This window comes from Gammaproteobacteria bacterium (ex Lamellibrachia satsuma) (genome assembly GCA_019623805.1).
Taxonomy (GTDB): Bacteria; Pseudomonadota; Gammaproteobacteria; order Chromatiales; family Chromatiaceae; genus QGON01.
Genome location: CP053680.1, coordinates 3,927,506 through 3,946,422, shown reverse-complemented (window position 1 = coordinate 3,946,422; position 18,917 = coordinate 3,927,506). Strand labels below are relative to the sequence as shown.

Sequence of the window (18,917 nt, the reverse complement as noted above, 5' to 3'; positions counted from 1 at the left end):
CATTATGGCGTCTGGATGCACATCCTTGCTGTACCGTCAATTTTGTCCACCGAATAAGTGGTGGACTTTGAAAAGTGTATGATGATGTTTTGAACAACCTGCTCTGAGTGGTGGTGTCTGCACAGCCACCTGCGCCGATACAAAAAGTCGTGATGGGTCATGAGATAAATATAATGGCATTAAAGAAGAGTTTCGGTCTCGCGGTTGTTGTCGGCATATGTTTGCAACTGGCGGTTTTCTGGAATACAGCCCACGCAATCTACATCTCGCCACCGGTTTTCGTGCAGTTTTCCGGCAGTACGAAAATTCGTCAGCTTTTGGAGACCCGGCATTTCCGGGAAGTGCTCAAACTGGCCCAGACCCATCTCCGGGACAAGCCGGATGACGGTGAAATGCTGGCAATCCTGGGATACGCGCAGGCGGGGCTTGGGGATTGGCGCTCAGCCCGGCGGAGCGTCACCCGGGCCATTCAACTGGTCCCAGCGGCTCGTGCTGACCAATTGCGATTGTTGTTGGCCAACATCCTGCTGGATAAGGGAGACTCGAAAGAAGCTGAAAGAATCTTCCAGGCGCTCCTGGCGCGTGATGCAACCAATACCAAAGCGCTGCTGGGACTGGGACTGCTATTTCGCCGTACCGATGACTTACCCCGGGCAGTGGATTACTTTAAGCGGGTTCTCAGGATCGATCCTGAGCAGGAAACGGCCCTCAGAGCACTGGTCCAGATCCACATGGAGCAGCGTGATTACCCTGCCATCGCCCGCGTGGCGAGAGAAATTCCTGCAGATTCCCCTAGCAAGGGCTTGGGGTATTACTTCGAGGCACTGGCGCTGATCCGACGGGAGCAGCCCGACTACCACGCCGCGGTTGACCTTCTGGAAAAGGCATTGGATGTTTCCAGATCGGCCCAGGTGCTATACACCCTCGGATACGTGCTACTAAAGGAAGGGCGAACGAAGGAATCCGTGCGCCGGCTGAAGGAGGCCATAACACTGAACCCCAACTTCTTCGAGGCGCTCAAGTTGCTGGGGATTATTTCATTGCGGTCGGAGCAACCAAAGGCGGCATCGGAGTATCTGGAAAAGGCACTCTCCATAAATAAATCTCCCGAACTGCATCATCTTCTGGGAAAAGCCTATCTACTCCAGGATCGAAGGGAAGACGGGGTAAACGAGCTGTTGAAATCGTTGGAGAGCGCAGATTTGAATTCTGATGCGCAGTTCGCACTCGAGGGGCTTTACCGTTATATCGGCGGCGATCTGGAGCAATCGGAGATCGCCCTGCGGGAATCGCTCAAGACGACTCCAAACGCACTGGATGCACGCATCCTGTTGATTGCGAATCTGCTCAAACAGGGCAGATTCGAGGGCGCAGCCCGACAAGCCCGGCTCGGGATGGACCTTCACCCCAACCTGCAGGCGTTATTGCTCAACCTTTTGGCCCAAGCCAAGCTGAGTGCAGGCGATCTTGAAGAGGCGGAAAAGGCGCTGCTGGACGCCCTCGAAAGTGATCCGGGCGCAATACCGGCCCGTCTAAACCTGTCAGGGGTATACTTCAGAAAAGGGCAATACAGCAAAGCGGAGGCGGAGCTGAAAAACATCCTGACGAAGGACCCTCTGCATGTGCAGACCCGACTCCGCCTCGGCAGGGTTTATCAGGCGACCGCAAATTTCAATGCGGCGGAGCGAGTACTCCGCGGCCCGAAGGACGACGCCCCCCCAGCGCAGCTCTTGCTGCGGGAGTTGGTCTTATTGAAGACCCGCGAACGCGAGCACATGGCCGCGCTCGAGTATGCCCGGATCATGATTACCAAATACCCCAACCTGTTCGATGGGTTCCTGTTGCAGAGTCAGGTCTTTGCATCCCTGGGCAGGGCTGCGGATGCGATCGAGTCCCTCGACACCGGATTACAGAAAGCCGGCGATAGTCGCAAATCACTCGGCCTGGCCGCGAAGCTGGCAAGAGTGAACGGTTGGCATGAAAAGGCTGTGCATTACCTACAACGCCACGAGATGCAGTTTGGACTGGCTGACCCTGTACTTAAGAAATTATATGCCACTGAATTGATAGAACTCGGAAGTACCAGTCTGGCGAGGGAAGTGATTCAGGGCAGCTTGAGCCCGGCAGATCCGGATACAGCCTTTTTGCTGGCGAAAAGCTATATTGCGGACGGCGACCAGGTAAAGGCCGAGGAATATATCGACAGCGCCTTGGAATCAGGCGTATCCGCCGAGGCAGTGGAGAAACAGAGGGCCGAGCTGCGGTTGGCGATACAAACGGAATCTTTGGTGGAGGCACTGCAATCCAAGCCAGATGATCCGGCACGATACCATGCCCTCGCCGAGGCCTATGAGTTTCTGGGTGACTTCGACGCTGCGATAGAGACCTATAAAAGAGGAGCAGCAAAAACCCGGCGAAAGTTGCTGTTTCATACACAGACGGCACGCATCTACCTTAAAAAAGGCGATACAAGGCGCGCAATTGAGCTGGCTGACGATGTCTTGGATCGGCTGGGGAACGGATCCGATCCCGGTGGCGATGTTGAGTTTCGCGCCTACGCGGTTCTTGGGATGAGTTGGGCTCGTCGGCAGGATACGAGCAAGGCTGAGGCAGCCCTGGAACGTGCTACCCGAGAAGGAAGTCGCTTGGCCCCTGCTTTCTACCAGCTCGCAAAGATTAAGCTGGCAAAGGGTGATGCAGAAACAGCGACGACGTTGTTGAAGTCGGCAATTGGTATCAAACCGACTGTTATTCGCTATTACTTGGCACTTGCCCAGATTTATCAGCGATCAGGACATGTTCAGAAAAGTGTAGCGGTATATGAAGAAGGTCTTGCTGCAAATATCGATTCCGTACCTCTGCTTAACAATGTAGCACTACTCTACCTGAGTCTGGGTGAGCACCAGAACGCACTCTCCCGTGCGAACCGAGCTTTGGAACTGGCTCCCCAGGAAGCAAACGTCCTCGATACAGTTGGTTGGGTGCATTTACAGACCGGGAACCCCGAAAAGGCTGTTCGCTATCTGGAGCGAGCAGTGGATCGAGATCCAAAATCATCTCTGTATCGCTACCATTTGGGTTTTGGCTACTTCAAAATGGGTGCTATTAAACTGGCAAAGCGCGAGCTTGAAGAGGCACTCAACCATCAGGCACTCGCACCCTGGACTCAGGAAGTCAAAAGAGTACTTGCGACAATCGCGAGCCAGGGCTAGGCATCTCTTGATGTCCCGCCTTCGGCATCCCGGATTATGCGCTAGCTATTGGGCTCAGAAAAAATCTTCTGTTAAGACATGCAGATGAAATATCCGGATGAGAGCAAGAAATCTACCGCTGCGGGCGACAGAAATCCCACGAGCCTCGTTTCCCTGAAAAATAGAGATCTGGCATTCATAGAGAATTGGGCCCGCTCCTATCCGTATAATCGGTATCGGAATTATCCGGTTATCTCCAGGATTCAAGCCACGAAAACGCTTGCCGATGCCATCCTTGAGGCGGAACCCACGGCACTCCTGTTATGGTGTCGGGATGGGTCGATGCCGACCGGGTTGGTTCGTACCGTTGATCTTCCTTGGGACAGCGCCTTGTACAAGCGCCGAATTGGGCGTATCACCCATCTCTGTGGAGATCTGACTGCTGGAGATCTCCGACGCCTTCTCATGAAGACTGGTTTTGACCATCTTTCAGTGCGCGTCGATGCCTCTGACTTGGACACACAGCGGATGCTTACCCAGATTGGATTCTTCATGGCAGATTCCATTCTTACCTATCTTTATCACCCGACTTCCGGTGAACCACCGAAACAACCGATGGTCACCCGTTCCAGAAAGCCACGCAGATACCGTGAATACGAGCCGCTTGACCGGGATCGGATCCTGAAACTCACATCCCAACTGTACGCGCACTATCCAGGGCGATACTCCGCCGACCCAAGTCTTCGTGAACGCGCAGTGGAGCGCTATGTGCGTTGGGCAGAGAAATACTTGGACGGAGACGCCGATAAAATTTGGGTTTCAGAATTGAACGGACGGGTGGTTGGGTATCTCGCCTTTCGCTACGATAGGAGTCTATATCGGAACTTCGGGGTCGGATGCTACGGTTCCGGGCTTGGTGGCTCCAGGGGTGGTGACTACCATGGATTGTTACAATATGCACTGACACACACAAAGGACATGTCCTGGCAGTGCGCGGAATTTGACACCCAGATAGACAACTACCCTGTACATCGCATCTACCAGGACTTGAAACTCGAGTATGTACGAGCTGAGTACACTTACCACCTGCATCTCTCATAAGGAATCTGACCTGGGTTGGAGCAGGCGTCCCAAGGGTGTGCCGGACAACCCGACCTTATCGATTACTGTTCCCGTTTATAACAACGCCGCTTCACTTCCCCAGTTGCATGAACGCCTGGTTTCGACCCTTCGTGCCACAGGATTGGAACACGAGATTATCTACGCCAATGACGGAAGTACTGACAACAGTTACGAAGTTCTGACTGGTTTGCGCGGCGTAGAAGGACGGGTGAAGGTCCTGGATCTAGTCAAAAATTACGGGCAAAGTGCAGCTATCCTGGCAGCCATAAGTAAAACCAACGGAGATATCATCGTCACCATTGATGCCGATCTGCAAAATCATCCGGAGGATATTCCAGCCCTGGTCGCAGGGATACGCAATGGCGCCGATTTTGCCTGTGGTATCCGCCTCAACCGGCGGGACTCCCTGCTCACCAGAAGGGGACCGTCATGGCTGGTGAATCAACTGGTCGGTCATGCATTAGGCGTCAATTTACGGGACTGGGGTTGCGGGTTGAACGCGGTAACGTCGGTCCTGGCCATGGAGATTTTCGCTCAGAATCCGCCGCCCGGGCTACCAAAAGCAGAAGTTGCCCTGATGGCTTCTCGTATTGCCCAGATAGAGGTGGGGCACAGCGAGAGAGAGCACGGGCGCTCGGAATACACTGCGTGGCGCTTGCTTTGTTTTAGCGCAGGTTTTCTGCGAAGTTTTTCAATAAGACGCAGCTTTTCCCGACTATTCACTAGGCTGACAACAGGGAACAACCTGCACGCCCCCGGTTCCATGGAGGAAGCACCTGGCACTTTTTCCGGTGCGGGTGAAAAAGCCGCTGCCGTGTTGGCCTGGACAGTCCTGGCAGGCGCAGCTGCCATCGTGCAATTGGGGGCGTTATTCTATCGTTCCACAGCTGCAGACAACCACTACAGGATTCGTGAAATCCTGGAATAAGCTCCGGTTTCACCTGGCAAGACCCCGGCATACTGATGCAAACGCATGAGTAGGCGTTAGTGATGCGTATTCCACTCCACAAGGTGGCGAGAGCTGGCGTGTTTAAAGCGTACAAGCCTTGAAATCAGGAGATGCGAAAAATAGAAAGTTATTTTTGCGCGAACTCTAAGAAACTTTTACGGATCGGGAAACAACCACTGAACAGAGTCCCGGGACGAGTATGTTACTGCAAAAGCCTGCATGGTCCCGGATTGTATATTGGCTGCAATGCCCTTCTTACTGTGTGCTAAAGAGATGTCGGGGCTGTTTTTTTCGCTGAAGGTCAAATGAGTGAAGGGGCTGTAGCCGGAATCATTGAGGATCAGCATCGCAGAGGCCGACTGGGCAGGGTTTGGTGGAACGAACTTGAAATAGCGATACGACAACGTCGTCAGGCTGAATCCAAAGAAATAACCATCGGAATTGGCCGTTATATTTGCGTTATGCGGAATCAACACGGTCTCGATGTGCGGCCCATTTTCCAAAAAGTCGAGGAAATACAGAGGGACTGGATTAGCAACGAAGATGGTTTGAACGTCTTTATGAGCATCTACGTAGGCGTCGACTCTACCAGCGAAGGCACGCAATGGCTTTGGGTTGAACCGTTTGAGACCCTGGCCCGGATCTCGTTCTATTTCCTGCCCTTTTACCAAATTATGCTCAGAGGACCCCTGCTGATCGTAAAGTTGGCGTAACCATTCAGACTGCAACATGTGCCCTGCCAGGGTGGTAAGGAAAATCGCGGCCGTAAGGAACGTGATCAGACTCTGGTGGAAACGCAACTTGGATTCCGCCTGAAACAAGTAGTGGACCGGCAATGCCCAGGCAATCCCGAATACGGGGATGACAGAGAACAGGTATCTGAGCTCAAAATCCTGCATTCCTCGAGTGATAGTCAATGCCTGTATCCCAATCAGAACCCAGGGTCCGAGGAGAATCGGCCACCACTTCCTGTATCTGCGTATCAACAACGAACTTAGAGCCAGACCGCACCAGAGTGGATTTAACAGTCGGTCCAGCGAAATCCCCGGACCGGATTGTTGCCCCAGTGCCGGTGACAGTATGTTTCTCAATTCGAGTCGCCACCCGAGAAAGGAGATCCCGTCTCCCGAAAGCAGAAGAAAAACAACCAGGTAAATCAAACTGGGCAAAGCAACAAGTGCACCCTGTTTGGCATCTCGACGAAGCCCGAAGTAGACCAGGAATAAAAGGCAGTATATTCCTCCCTCTGGCCGGACCAATGGCAACAGCCCCACGATGATGGCCAGCAAAGTGTTTCTCTCCTCAATGAGGAGCATGAAAGCCACGGCCAGCAACAAACCAAAGAGACCCTCCGCGTAGAAACTGGAAGAAAGGATCACGTAGAGAGGCATCAGTCCTACAATCAGAACGGACGCAGCAGCCAGGATGGGGTGGCACCCGGACCGAAGGCTGGCACGGGCGATCACTACGAGAGTCAGTATTCCTACGATAGCGTGACCCAATCGCATGACGAGCAGATTGTCGAAAGACAGCGCGGCCACTATCGCATCAAACAACAGTGCCAGCGGCATAACATAATTCCAGAGGAAAATCGTAGGCACACGGAAGGCATTCTTGGCGGCGAAAAAACGATACGAATCGTCAATGGAAAAAAGCTTCCTGCCGTCGATCCAATCGATTTCCAGCCAAATGTCTGGACCGCTTGTAAGGAATGGCACTGCGAGCAGGAGGAGACCCAGCAGTACCAGGCACATCCTTATGAGATCCCGCGAGACAAGGTGCCTAAAGGGTCGGTTCCTCATAACTGCACCATGCGATAAATATGGAGGGTCTCCGAGAACTGTATTTTAGATTATGAATCTTTTGACAAGAAAGTCTAATGTGAGCATAGGGGGAAAATAAACGCCGTTTTCTACCTACCAGCAAAGTATCGAATGGTCGCTGAGTTGTCAATTAGACGAATCACTGGTCCGAAATCGCCTCATTTTACTCTTTAAAGAGTGCCCTCCATACCAATAATTATGACGAATTTTAGGGTGACGAGCAGCGGCAACAGCACTTACTTAACCACCGGATAACAGGGATCGCCCCATAATCCCGTCGGATTCTCCATCATGAGATGAATAATGGTTGGAACCAGGCACATCATGATATTTACACCGTTCCTGATCTGGGCTCGATTCAGCTAACTTGCGGTTAATGTCATTCACAACAACGCTCTTCAGTAGCGAATCACACTTTCACAACTTCTTCCGAAGCAACCGTCTTACACAAGCGGGCAAAGGGGCGCATCCCCTCTGCGGCATCGAAATCGGCGTAGTCTGGATTGTTGGCCTGGAGATAGTAGCCACCATCACCACGTTTGCGCACCACCCGCAGGACATATTGATCATCGCCGCTCACATCCTGTCGTTCCACCGCCATGATCTGGTTGCTGATCGAACCCGCATGTTCTGTATCGACCAGTTTCAGCAGGAGATAATCACCGTCGCGGATTGGACTTCTGCCACCATCCATAGAATTGCCTGTAGCGCGAGCAATAAAATGGCGTGAAGAATTTGCACGATACTGTGGCGCTATTTTCACTACAGTCTCATTGCCACCATCTGCATCATTGAAGTGACCGCAGGCAATCTTGAGATTGGGATAGAATGGGATCACATCCCAATCATCATCGGTATCAATCCTGGTGACGTGGCCTGTTTCTGCAACAATATCTGCGTTGCGCTGCTCACGATCCATATACATGGCCAATTTGTAATCAGCCAACTCCTGAACCATCGCGTGAAAGATCTGCCGATCTTCGACTGCCAGTTCAAAATTGGGCTGTAACCGGTCCTCATTCATCTCAAAGAATGGTGGACTCTGGTTATTATTGCCACCGATAAAGGCGTTCACAGGATTCGAATTCCAGTAAGTCAGCCATTGGCCGAATTTGGAAACGAGAACCTCGGCCAGATTCTGAAAACGCTTGGGCAGATCCATTACCATCAATGGCTGACGGCGCAATAGAATCTCACCAGAACGGATCGCCAAATCCTGGATGGTCTGCGGGTGAATGAAGCCATCAAGTTCCAGCAGCGCCTCCAGCAGCACCATCTTGTACGACTTGTTCATGGCTGCCTTTTCGACTTCAAGGAAGTAGGAGCGATGGCCTTGCAAAACTCGCTGCTGTGCATCATCCAGTCCTCCACGAGCTGTGACCAAATCAAACCAGGAGCCAAACTTCTTATTGCGCCTGATATGTTTAAAATCCACCCCGGCACGATACATCTCAACCGCGCTGGGTCGCTGCTGCTCCACCAACATCAACTGTTCGTAGATCTCAACAATCCCCTTGGGCAGGGTTTTGATCACTTCGTTCAGAAAGTCGATCACACCCAGATCATAGTTGGCGAAACAGCCCTTGGGCAGTGGCAGGTCATCCTGCAGTTGCCGTCGGATGAATTCACGCAGGGAAGTCACCCCAAACAGGGTCTCCGGCTTGTTCAAAAATGCCTTGTGGTTACCGATGAAATCCAGCACCTGTAGATAATCTTTACCGTCATGCATCCGCAGACCGCGCCCCAACTGCTGCAGGAAGAGTATCTTCGACTCGGTAGGTCGGAGCATCATCACGGTATCTATGGAGGGAAGGTCGGTTCCCTCATTGAACAAATCGACCGAGAAGATCACCTCCAGCTTGCCGCTCTCCAACTGATTCAATGCAGCGTGGCGTGGCAGTTCTGATTCGGCATGTACAGCCGCTGCGAGAATCCCCTCCTTTTTGAAATAGTCGGCCATAAACTCTGCGTGGGAACGAGAGACGCAGAATGCGAGGGTCCGGCTCTGACTCAGTTCCCGCCAGACTGTCAGCGCATGTTTAGCCCGAGCATAGGTAGCCAACTGATTACTCAGATCGCGAGGGTCAAAACGCCCGTTACGCCAAGGAATCTCGGTATATTCTACGGTTCTGTCATGAATGCCGTGGTAGTGGAACGGGCATAGCAGATCCGCATTGATACCCTCGACAAAATTTCTCTCAAATACCAAGTTGTCATCGCACAACGAAAGTATGTCCGCTTGATCAGTACGCTCCGGCGTCGCTGTCAGACCAAGCATGAAACCCGGTTGGAAATAGTTGATCAGACGACGATAGGTGATCGAATCAGCATGATGGAATTCATCCACCACAATATAGTCGAAACAGTCCGGCGCAAACTGTCGCAGGTGCTCATCCCGCCCCAGGCTCTGAATCGAGGCGAAGACAAAATCCGCCTCACCATCCTTCGCTCTACCTGTGTAGTACCCCAGACTCGTCTCTGGCTGAATACGAGCAAAGGTATCTTCCGCCTGCATCAGAATCTCTTCCCGATGGGCGACGAACAGCACTCGCTTGGCTTTGATCTGTTGCACATCAAAGGCCGCCAGCCAAGTCTTACCCAGACCCGTGGCCAACACCACTAACCCGCGCCGATAACCAGCAATCCGAGTGGCCTGCAATGCAAACAGCGCCTCTGCCTGAATCTCGGTTGGAGTGGCGGGCAGTGGCTCCTCTTCCGGCTCACCGCTGACCACCCGCAACGATACCTTGCGCCGCACCGCATAATCGTCGATCCAAACGTGGGTTAATGGAAATAACCGCGAATCAGAGAACAGCGCCTCAAATTTGTAGAAGATCTCCTGAAACTTGGCCGAATCCGCCGGGTAATCCACTCTCAGATTCCACTCCAGACCACGGGTCAGTGCCATGTTGGAGATATTGCTGGAACCGACAAAGGCACAACCATCGAAGAGATCGTCACCGTCACGACGCAAAAAGATATAAGACTTGATGTGAAAGCTGGGATCACCTGGAGTAGAGAAGATCCGAACATCCGCTCCACGCTCTGCCAGCAGCATCAACCGCCGCAACGCTTGAGGCTCGGTCACATCCAGATAGTCAGACGTCAGCACCCGAATCACTGCCCGGCGACTCATTGCATCTCTCAATGCATCAAAGATAAGCTGCAAACCACTCTGACGGATAAAGGCCACGGTGATATCGATCTCAGTGGCCTGGTTAATGGCATCGAGCAACTGGGGGAGAAACGGGTCTAATTGACCACCGGTGACTAATGATTGGTTTGATTCTTTCATCTATTCTGGAAGCCAGCCTGGATATAGTCAGATCAATATCACTCTCAATCACGACAACTTACCAGAATTCCATTCAGCCATCGCTCATGATCTCGCCCTGGCCTGATGTCAACCGTAACCCACAATTCCTTTATTGTCAGAGTTTCGGTCTTACCTACCAATGATTGCAGCCCTGCCTCATCCAGATCGGTGAATCGACGGCCCTGTTTTTCGTATTCGCCCCGACCATATTTGAATGAGCAATAGATCACACCATTGGGCTTCAACGCATCTGCCAGTCGATGAAAAACGTCTGATAACTCTTTGGCGGGAACATGCAGCAGCGAGGCACAGGCCCAGATGCCATCGAACTGGTTTTGATATTGAATATCCTGCAGGCGTTGCACCTGGACTGATTGTCCGATCTCTTTTTCAGCCAATGCAGCAATCTCGGTGGAGGCGTCAAAAGCAGTGACCTGATAACCATTTTTGATGAAATGCCTGGCATCGCGGCCAGAACCACAGCCAGCATCCAAAATATGAGCATACCCTGGCAATAGCGGAAGAAAACGCCGATAGAGTGGCTGCATGTCAACCTGGAGGGTCGATTCAACAAAAGTCTTGGCGTTATTTTTATAGTAGTCCATGTTCCGCACTCACAGATACTCGGCGGTTTTTGCCAGCAGGGCACCCGCCTGTGTCGCCATCCGCTGCGGATCGGGTCTTATACCTACTCGTCCCAGATCGAGTCGGTCTGCATCCCAGCAGGTTGCAATGGTCATATCTGCGTGAGTATGAGAACGGGTGTGTCCTTCACAGGATGCCGTTAGCTGCTGCATCTGGCCATCAGTCAGCCGGATTACCCCTTCAGTTCGCAAGATCTCAGCATACCTGGCGGCCCTTGGCCCATGTTCAGGATCGTTTGTGTCATTCACTCTGCAACTATCGTGGATGACACTGAACAGTTCAATGACGCTGGTATCCACTATATTTTCTACCGCCAATCGCAAACCATTCTGTCTGACCCGGCTCCAGTGAGATACACCGTGGATACCCTGCCAATCAAGTTGGTAGTCGACCCGAATTCTGTGGATGAGTTTTGTGTCTATACCCATTTGTGGTGCGCCTCCTTGGGAAAAACGCCTCTCCTCTGCCTGAGTCTATCGCAAGCGCTTGCGGTAGATTCATTATCCATGATTTCTGGTTTTGCCATGGACTTTCCAGGCCTTCCGTCGGCCATTATCACAAAAATAATGGCCGATGAATCACTGCCTTAGTGTCTCCATCGGCTGCGACGTTGCGACGCCCTCGCAAACCGGCTTCCTCCATGGGCAGCAGCACTGCCCCTGACCTGCAACCTGAATGCGCAGAGATGGATCACGCGGTTCTCCTTCACCAGCGCACCCCCGGAGAGGCGTTCACCGTGGAGGCGCAGATCCTCACCTTCACCCACGGAAGGAAAGCATTCCACTGCCGCCTTGGCAGTATCATCCAACATCACTTGCGGGTCGTCAGTTGCAGCTCCCTCTGACCCTGCCTGCGCCGTGTCGATAGCATCCAGCGCATAGCTTTCCACAAGCTTGCCCAGCAGGCTCGAAAGGGTTGCGGGGCTGTCGAACAGATCCAGTCCCACAGTCCTGCCATTCACTGCGAACATCGCTCCGGCCTGCTCTTGAATCGGAAGGAAAGCCTGGAGAAAATCGTCCAGACTGGCGCGATGCTGCTGGTACATTGCGGCAGCGGCTTCACTCCTGGAGTGGGCCTGCATTCGCGCAGACTTTTCCGATATATCCTGCCAGACTGCCGACTGATCGCTACGCCGGGTGCCGGAATTCCGCAGGGATGCACTTACATGGGCCGCCTTGCTCGCTCTTCCTGCGGCATAGTGTGCGCGCTTGGCGCTTGCAAAGTCGGCGGATTCAGCCTGCCACCGTCCCGCCTCCACGCAGGAGACAGGAATGATGATGCTCTTGTGGGCAGGCGCCATAACGGTGAGATTGAGTATACGATTCTGCTTCGCTCCCACCAGTTCTTCGCCGTCGAGGAGTAACACCGGACGATCGCATTCGTTGACGAATCTGAGTTCCGGTACAGAGCCTGACTCGGATACTTCGGTCACACGGGCGCATCCCCGCGCCAGGGCTTCATCCAGCAAGAGATAGTGGGGTTCGGCACTCTTTTCTGCGATCAACGGAAAAAGGACAAGATTGTGGTGGACCTGTGGTTCACCCAATCTGACCTGGGAAAGACATTCGGTAATGGTGGACATGGCGACCTCCTGTGACAGGGAACACTTAGGATGTTGTCATTATCACTGAGGCGGTGACTCATTCCGTGAGTCCGTGAAGCGGGTTGACGTGGTCAAGGATTTTGTTACAAACCAGTTAAGCCGCTTTTTTCAGTTCCATCAGTTGCTGTTCAAAGTCATTGGGGCTCATGCAGCCCAGATATGAGTGCAGTCGCTTTCTATTATAAAACATGGAAATATATTCCAGTATGTCCTGCAGGGTTGTTGATTTCCATGCCCAATTGATCCAGTTTGAGTGAAAGTTGCATTTAATATCTGGCCCAGGCTGAATAAATAACTTCAGGAAGTTCTATGGTTTTTCCAAACCAACATGGGTCATTATTCAATACAAACGCTGGTTCAAATTTAGAAGCAAATCAACACCCCTCGACTTTGGGAAAAAGTGCATTTATGCTTCCTATACACTCAACTTGGCAGCACGGTGATTGAAAGAACAGCATCTTACCGCGAGTTGTTTGTGCGACAACTCGATACAACGGCACTTATGTAGATTCACCAAGCCTCAAATCAGGGGATGGCACTGGGGTACGGCCGGTTCAAGCAGGGGGTGAAACGCTTGGCAGGGTACTGCGTCGCTCCCCTGAAGAGAGAACCTAAACCCAAGCAAATCAATAAATAACGTGTAGTTATTGCTCTGACCCTAAATATCTTTTGCTGATGTTTGCTATTGTCAGTCACTGAACCCCACGGAGGGCCAGTAGCTCAACGATTCAGGTTACTTAAATTGAGGAGGAGAGGCTAGATGAAAAGAAAAAAAATAGCTGTGGTCGGTGGTGGTCAGATCGGCGGTATCCTGGCCTTGCTGGTGGCCCAGAAGGAGCTGGGTGATCTGGTGATTCTGGATATCCCCGACAAGGAGAATTTTATCAAGGGCAAGGCCCTGGATATCATGCAGATGCGGCCAAATGACGGGGTTGATGTGGAGCTATCGGGCAACAGCGATTTCTCCGCCATGGAGGGTGCCGATGTGGTCTTGGTCACTGCCGGTATGCCGCGCAAACCGGGGATGAGCCGCGACGATCTGCTGAATATCAATCTGAATATCATCCGCAACGTGGCGGACCAGGTGAAGCAGCATGCCCCAAATGCCTTGGTGATCATTACCACCAACCCACTGGATGCCATGGTCTATGCCTTCTATAAGCTCTCGGGCCTGCCCAAGGCTCAAGTCGCGGGCATGGCGGGGGCTCTGGATGGTGCGCGCTTTCGTACCTTCATTGCCATGGAGACCGGGCTATCGGTACAGGATGTCTCCTGCCTGGTGATGGGTGGTCACGGACCCAGCATGGTACCTCTGGTTCGCACTGCAACGGTGGGAGGAGTCCCCATTACTGATCTACTCTCAGTCGAGCAGATTCAGGCCATTGTGAGACGTACTCAGGATGCCGGCACCGAATTGGTCAAGCTATATGAGACCGGCAGTGCCTATTTCAGTACCGCCTCCGCCGTCATCGAGATGGCCGAAGCCTATCTTAAGGATAAACAACGGGTGATTCCCTCCGCTGCCTTATGCGAGGGGGAATACGGCGTGAACGGCCTGTTCCTAGGCGTGCCTGCGGTCATTGGCGGCACTGGTGTGGAACGTATCCTGGAATTCGAACTCTCCTCGGAAGAAAGGGAGATGCTGGATGCCACGGTAGCGGCGGTGAGCAAAACCGTGGAGGAGACCGGCTTGTAAGCCATGAACGATGCAGATACCACGGGGTGTTTGCACCTAACAGCAAACATCGGATGCAGGTCACGCCTTCCAAACAAGGAAAGGGCCGCAAGCTCGATCCTGAAGAGAAAGGACAATGCCAATCTTTATCTGTACGTATGCAGGTGATGTCACCGGCATATACGGTATCCGGCTGACCAACCCGAAATTCACGACCCAATAAATTCGGGGTGATTACCCTCCCTCGCCGCTTTTTCATCTTTTTGACGTTGGCGACTGGATTCACGTCCATCCAGCCCCACTCCCTGGTAGCCACATTGATCGCGCTGGAAAACGAGGTCAGGTATCGATTGACCGTCCCTGGCGCTCTTTTTTGTTTCAACTTGTCCCGACATTCAGTAATCAGGGCCGGCAAGAGATCAGCCAGCTTGTAACGGCCGATCAGAGCTTCAACTGTATGCCTTTTCGTCTGAGTACCTACAAGCCGATGTTCACTGATCGCGGCCTCAGTCTGAGTGGCCCAGGCTTTGGCATCGGTCCGGTGCTTGAAGGTCTCAGTTACATTCCTTATTTTTCACAAGTAAACTTTCTATAAGCTATTCTGATTTCACGCCCTGTTTTTTTCTCAAAATCAAAATCGAAAAAGTCTCCATCAACCTTTATTACCAGCCCACGATCACCATCACTTCTGAATGTCATCTGATAACCCCCTGTACCAGAACACATTTGTTGATCTCCCATACTATTCCACGAGCATACATATTTTCCATATGAGGTATATCTGAGCCCCATCTCTCTAAATGAACTTGAAATTTCGCTTGCATATATTTTATTATTGTTCCGTTTAATGCTAAATGGATTGCTAGGCAAATCCCAATTAGCCTTTCTTGATTTCCCACCATCCAAAACCACTTGCCCATACCATGGGCCATCGAATTTACATTGCAATACAACATCGTTTGACGAATCCCACTTTTTTTCTTCATCATAGGGATTGCTAGCAATCACGTTGCTAGACAGAAACGCCAAGGTTAAAAGCATTATTTTTTTAACCATCTCTCACTCCTAATTAAATCTAACGAGCCTGTCGAAAAACCAACATTTCACACAGCATCCTGCATGGAGTCGATTTCCGGTAAGGCTTTTTCATTACTCGATATAATTGATCCGTATTTTCAATCACTGCGTAGTTTCTGTCTAAATCCATCTCGTAACCACCACCATTTCCACCCGCTAACCCCATGCCCATCCATAACGGTGAATCTTGAGGATGTTGTGTAGCATCATCAATTTCCATTGACCATCCACTTTGCGTTTGCCTCTAAGGGTAAACCGCCGGATGCCGATGGCGTCTGTAATATGGCCAAACACCGGCTCTACGGTACCCAGCCTCTGGCTGTAGATATGGCGTCCTGCCACACTATCGATCTTGCGCTTCATGCGTTCGATGATCCCCGCCTTCTGCTCCTGCGTGATATCCAGTGCAACATTGACCTGTCAGGGTGTGATCTGTTGGACGCGATCAGGCATTGCCCAAACAAAAACGCCGGGCCTGTGCATTACGCTTCCGCTTGCTTTGTCCGTTATCACAACCGATGCGTATATATCCCATTCAGTCATTTATCCACCTCCCTAATCCTTTTAGTCAAGGCACAATCTAAGGTACACCCTCAGGTACGCCGAAACCACAAAAGGTTGATTCAAGCGCCCCAGAGACTTAGAGATGCGTATTCCGCACCATCATGACCATTCATTTCGTTCTATCGTGACCGGTGGTTACGATTTATCGTGACCGATTTCGGGAGTTTTCCCGGAAAACACGATCACGATGCAGGAATCGACGGTCATCCTTAAGCGGAATACGCAAAAGAATGACATTCTGATGAGAGCATAATTCTACTTTGTCAGATTCCATCACCCGGCAACCGACTGTTCCAGCGTCTGTTTTCGATATTGGGAGTCGATAGCCGCTTGTCGTTTACGATGCCGTTTCGTCATTTGCCGTAGTATTTCATCGCGTTCAATATCTCGCCGTGGCAGGAAGGCACGCAATAGCGATTCGATGTCTGAACAACTGAGTAAGGGGTGATCATCTTTTTGCACAATTCGCTCTTCGAGCATGAATAACATCGCCATCATGACCAAGGCCATATGGTGATGCCAGGATTTCCATTTACGGGCCTGATAATCAGCAAGACCTGATTCACTCTTACCATCCTGGAACGAACGCTCAACCCAGAACCGCTGCGCCTGCATCTTTGCAAGACAATGGGATGGCGTTTCTTCCGGTGCATTCGACAAGGTGTATTTAATCGTCTCCGGTGAATTGACCTCTCGTCGTACAATCAGGTGCCATTGATGTGCCTGGGCTTCTTTTCCATCCCAAAGCCAAACCCGATGATGCAGGATCTCGACGCGCAGTTTGCCCTTGCTGCTATCCCGTAATACCACTTGCTGCCACTCGCTGTCCCGTTGCTCATTGAGCCACTGGTCAACGCGCAGACGGGCTGCCTGGGCTTGCAGACGACTTCGACGACGACCGCGCGTTGTCGTGCTCTCCGGTATGAACGGCTGTGGATCTTCCAGGTAGACCTGTTGGTCTTTGTGGATGTCCACCACAAAGGTTTCACCCATCGCCTCCAAACCCCTCAGAAAAGCCGGATCCTTCCCGTATCCCCCATCTGCACCCACCCAGGCAAAACGCAGGCCAAGCGTCCTCTGATGACGCACCATCTCCAGCGCCAACTCTGACTTGCTTTGATGTTTCCGTTCAACTTCCGGGATACCCGCCTTGCGACAGCGAGCCGGGTTCGATACCCACTCTTTGGGTAGATAGAGACGTTCATCTATCAGCGTGGACAAGTGCCCTTTACCCAGTGCTGCGAATACACCAACCTGGCAGTTATCCACCTTGCCCTGGCGGCCATTCCATTGGCGTTTAACCCCCACTGAATGTTTACCCTTCTTGGCAAGGCCACTCTCATCGAGCAACAGACAGGTATCCGCGGTTCCACCCAGCCATTGATCGGCTTCCAGCGCCACTTGGTCTAACACCGCACGATGATCCCACGGGGACTCGGTGAGCATATGCTGGAGACGCTGATCATCTGCGCCTGCAACCACCTCTTCCATGCGTTCCATGTTCTTTCTCTGCGCTTGCATCAGGCCTTTGAGATAGTGTGTGACCGGTTGAAACACCGACCTCGTCTTGCTTCGAAAATGGGATTCAAAGCGGTACTGGAAACGTTGGAATCGCTCCGCTATGCGATCGATTCTACTTATGCGCGTATCAGGTAATTCAAATGACCTTGGTGCTTGTCATTTGATGCTCTTCCTTACGATGATTGCCAAGAAATTCACAGCATATATTTTATATTATTCAGTGAGTTACTTATAGATCTAATCTGACAAAGTAGAAATAATAATGGAGTTTTTTGGGTGGGAAGGGATTTCAAGGAGCAATTTGTTTGGATTTGTCGAGACTCAGGTAAGCCACAGAGGCAACGACATCGCCCCAGAAATTCCAATCAATCGGCCCCGCAGCGGGGGACTCTATGGGGGACTAATGCATTTCAATAAGACATATTTATTATATTTATCAATATCTTATGATTGCTATATGGCGGAGAGGCAGGGATTCGAACCCTGGATGGGCTACAAACCCATGCCGGTTTTCAAGACCGGTGCATTCAACCGCTCTGCCACCTCTCCAGTGCGGCGCTAGGATACCACCAGATTACTCCTTGAAAAAGCCCGAATTCGCCTATATTTCATCTATTGATCTTTCAAATAAGACAGGTATCCTTCCCTGAACTAATATGGATGTACCCTGTCATATATTAAACGTTCGATTTCAGGCATTTACCCAGGAGGCAAAGCCGACATGAACCAATTTGATCTTAGCACCGCCCGTTCCCAGGAATCGGTACTGGCTACCAATAAGGTGCTCAAGAACACCTATATGCTGCTGTCCGCGACGCTGGTCTTCAGCGCGATCATGGCTGCGGTCTCCATGGCAATGACGATGCCGCCTATGGCCTATATGATCTCGGTGATTGGCGCCATGGTGCTCGGCATATTTGTTCTGCCCCGCACCGCCAACTCTTCCAAAGGCATTGGGGTCATCTTTCTGATAACCGGCCTGATGGGCTTTGGACTGGGCGCTATACTCTCCATCTACCTTGCCCTGCCGAAGGGTCCCGAGATCATCGGCACCGCTTTTGGTGGTACCGGCATCATCTTCCTCGGCCTGTCCGGTTACGCGCTGACGTCCAAACGTGATTTCAGCTTTATGGGTGGATTCCTGTTTGCCGGCATGATGGTTGTCCTGCTCGCGGTACTCGCCAATCTCTTCATGGATCTGCCCGCGCTTTCACTGGCGATCTCCGCAGGCATCATCCTACTGATGAGCGGCTTTATCCTGTTCGACACCAGTCGGATTATCAGTGGCGGCGAAACCAATTACATCATGGCCACTTATGGCCTCTATCTCGCCATCTTCAATATCTTCATCAGCCTGTTGCATCTGTTGGGGGCGCTTTCCGGTGACGATTGAGTAGCCGCTTGATGTTGTATCTTAAAGCCCCGGCCTGT

At 51.8% G+C, this 18,917-nt stretch carries 14 protein-coding genes, 1 tRNA gene and 1 pseudogene; 5 read left to right on the top strand and 11 right to left on the bottom strand.

Annotation, left to right across the window (positions count from 1 at the left end; all coding sequences use genetic code 11):
* Nucleotides 1-173: 173 nt before the first annotated feature.
* From HPY30_16990 to HPY30_16980, 3 genes are all read left to right on the top strand, one after another.
* The gene (locus HPY30_16990) at nt 174-3,212 is read left to right on the top strand and encodes a tetratricopeptide repeat protein (GenBank protein QYZ67530.1); all 3,039 of its coding nucleotides are present in this window, start codon (nt 174-176) and stop codon (nt 3,210-3,212) included.
* An 84-nt stretch (nt 3,213-3,296) separates the two neighbouring features.
* Nucleotides 3,297-4,292: a hypothetical protein gene (locus HPY30_16985; GenBank protein ID QYZ67529.1), complete on the top strand. Its 996-nt coding sequence runs from the start codon at nt 3,297-3,299 to the stop codon at nt 4,290-4,292.
* Nucleotides 4,252-5,241: a glycosyltransferase family 2 protein gene (locus HPY30_16980; GenBank protein ID QYZ67528.1), complete on the top strand. Its 990-nt coding sequence runs from the start codon at nt 4,252-4,254 to the stop codon at nt 5,239-5,241. The genes HPY30_16985 and HPY30_16980 overlap by 41 nt, the downstream gene beginning before the upstream one ends.
* A gap of 176 nt (nt 5,242-5,417) precedes the next feature.
* On the opposite strand, the gene HPY30_16975 is transcribed toward HPY30_16980, so the two are convergent.
* From HPY30_16975 to HPY30_16950, 6 genes are all read right to left on the bottom strand, one after another.
* Nucleotides 5,418-7,016: a hypothetical protein gene (locus tag HPY30_16975; protein ID QYZ67527.1), complete on the bottom strand. Its 1,599-nt coding sequence runs from the start codon at nt 7,014-7,016 to the stop codon at nt 5,418-5,420.
* Between the two features lie 478 nt (nt 7,017-7,494).
* The gene (locus tag HPY30_16970) at nt 7,495-10,380 is read right to left on the bottom strand and encodes a DEAD/DEAH box helicase family protein (protein ID QYZ67526.1); all 2,886 of its coding nucleotides are present in this window, start codon (nt 10,378-10,380) and stop codon (nt 7,495-7,497) included.
* A gap of 44 nt (nt 10,381-10,424) precedes the next feature.
* Nucleotides 10,425-11,006, bottom strand: a complete 582-nt coding sequence (locus HPY30_16965) for a class I SAM-dependent methyltransferase (protein ID QYZ67525.1) — start codon at nt 11,004-11,006, stop codon at nt 10,425-10,427.
* Nucleotides 11,007-11,015: 9 nt separating this feature from the next.
* Nucleotides 11,016-11,474, bottom strand: coding sequence for a hypothetical protein (locus HPY30_16960; protein ID QYZ67524.1), 459 nt, complete (start codon nt 11,472-11,474; stop codon nt 11,016-11,018).
* A gap of 158 nt (nt 11,475-11,632) precedes the next feature.
* Nucleotides 11,633-12,628, bottom strand: coding sequence for a hypothetical protein (locus HPY30_16955; GenBank protein QYZ67523.1), 996 nt, complete (start codon nt 12,626-12,628; stop codon nt 11,633-11,635).
* Nucleotides 12,629-12,743: 115 nt separating this feature from the next.
* Nucleotides 12,744-12,839 (bottom strand): hypothetical protein, encoded by a 96-nt coding sequence (locus tag HPY30_16950; protein ID QYZ67522.1) that lies wholly within the window; start codon nt 12,837-12,839, stop codon nt 12,744-12,746.
* Between the two features lie 570 nt (nt 12,840-13,409).
* Between HPY30_16950 and mdh the strand changes: the two genes are divergently transcribed.
* Complete coding sequence (gene mdh / locus HPY30_16945) at nt 13,410-14,345, top strand: malate dehydrogenase (GenBank protein QYZ67521.1); 936 nt, start codon at nt 13,410-13,412, stop codon at nt 14,343-14,345.
* Nucleotides 14,346-14,533: 188 nt separating this feature from the next.
* On the opposite strand, the gene HPY30_16940 is transcribed toward mdh, so the two are convergent.
* From HPY30_16940 to HPY30_16920, 5 genes and pseudogenes are all read right to left on the bottom strand, one after another.
* A complete protein-coding gene (locus HPY30_16940) occupies nt 14,534-14,719 on the bottom strand; it encodes a hypothetical protein (GenBank protein ID QYZ67520.1) in 186 nt (61 codons plus the stop codon).
* A gap of 172 nt (nt 14,720-14,891) precedes the next feature.
* Nucleotides 14,892-15,380, bottom strand: a complete 489-nt coding sequence (locus HPY30_16935) for a hypothetical protein (GenBank protein QYZ67519.1) — start codon at nt 15,378-15,380, stop codon at nt 14,892-14,894.
* 177 nt (nt 15,381-15,557) lie between these two features.
* Nucleotides 15,558-15,839: pseudogene (locus tag HPY30_16930) on the bottom strand (IS1182 family transposase).
* 399 nt (nt 15,840-16,238) lie between these two features.
* Complete coding sequence (locus HPY30_16925) at nt 16,239-17,486, bottom strand: IS701 family transposase (GenBank protein QYZ67518.1); 1,248 nt, start codon at nt 17,484-17,486, stop codon at nt 16,239-16,241.
* Nucleotides 17,487-17,944: 458 nt separating this feature from the next.
* A tRNA-Ser gene (locus HPY30_16920) sits at nt 17,945-18,035 on the bottom strand.
* 172 nt (nt 18,036-18,207) lie between these two features.
* Between HPY30_16920 and HPY30_16915 the strand changes: the two genes are divergently transcribed.
* Nucleotides 18,208-18,879 (top strand): Bax inhibitor-1/YccA family protein, encoded by a 672-nt coding sequence (locus tag HPY30_16915; GenBank protein QYZ67517.1) that lies wholly within the window; start codon nt 18,208-18,210, stop codon nt 18,877-18,879.
* Nucleotides 18,880-18,917 lie beyond the last annotated feature (38 nt).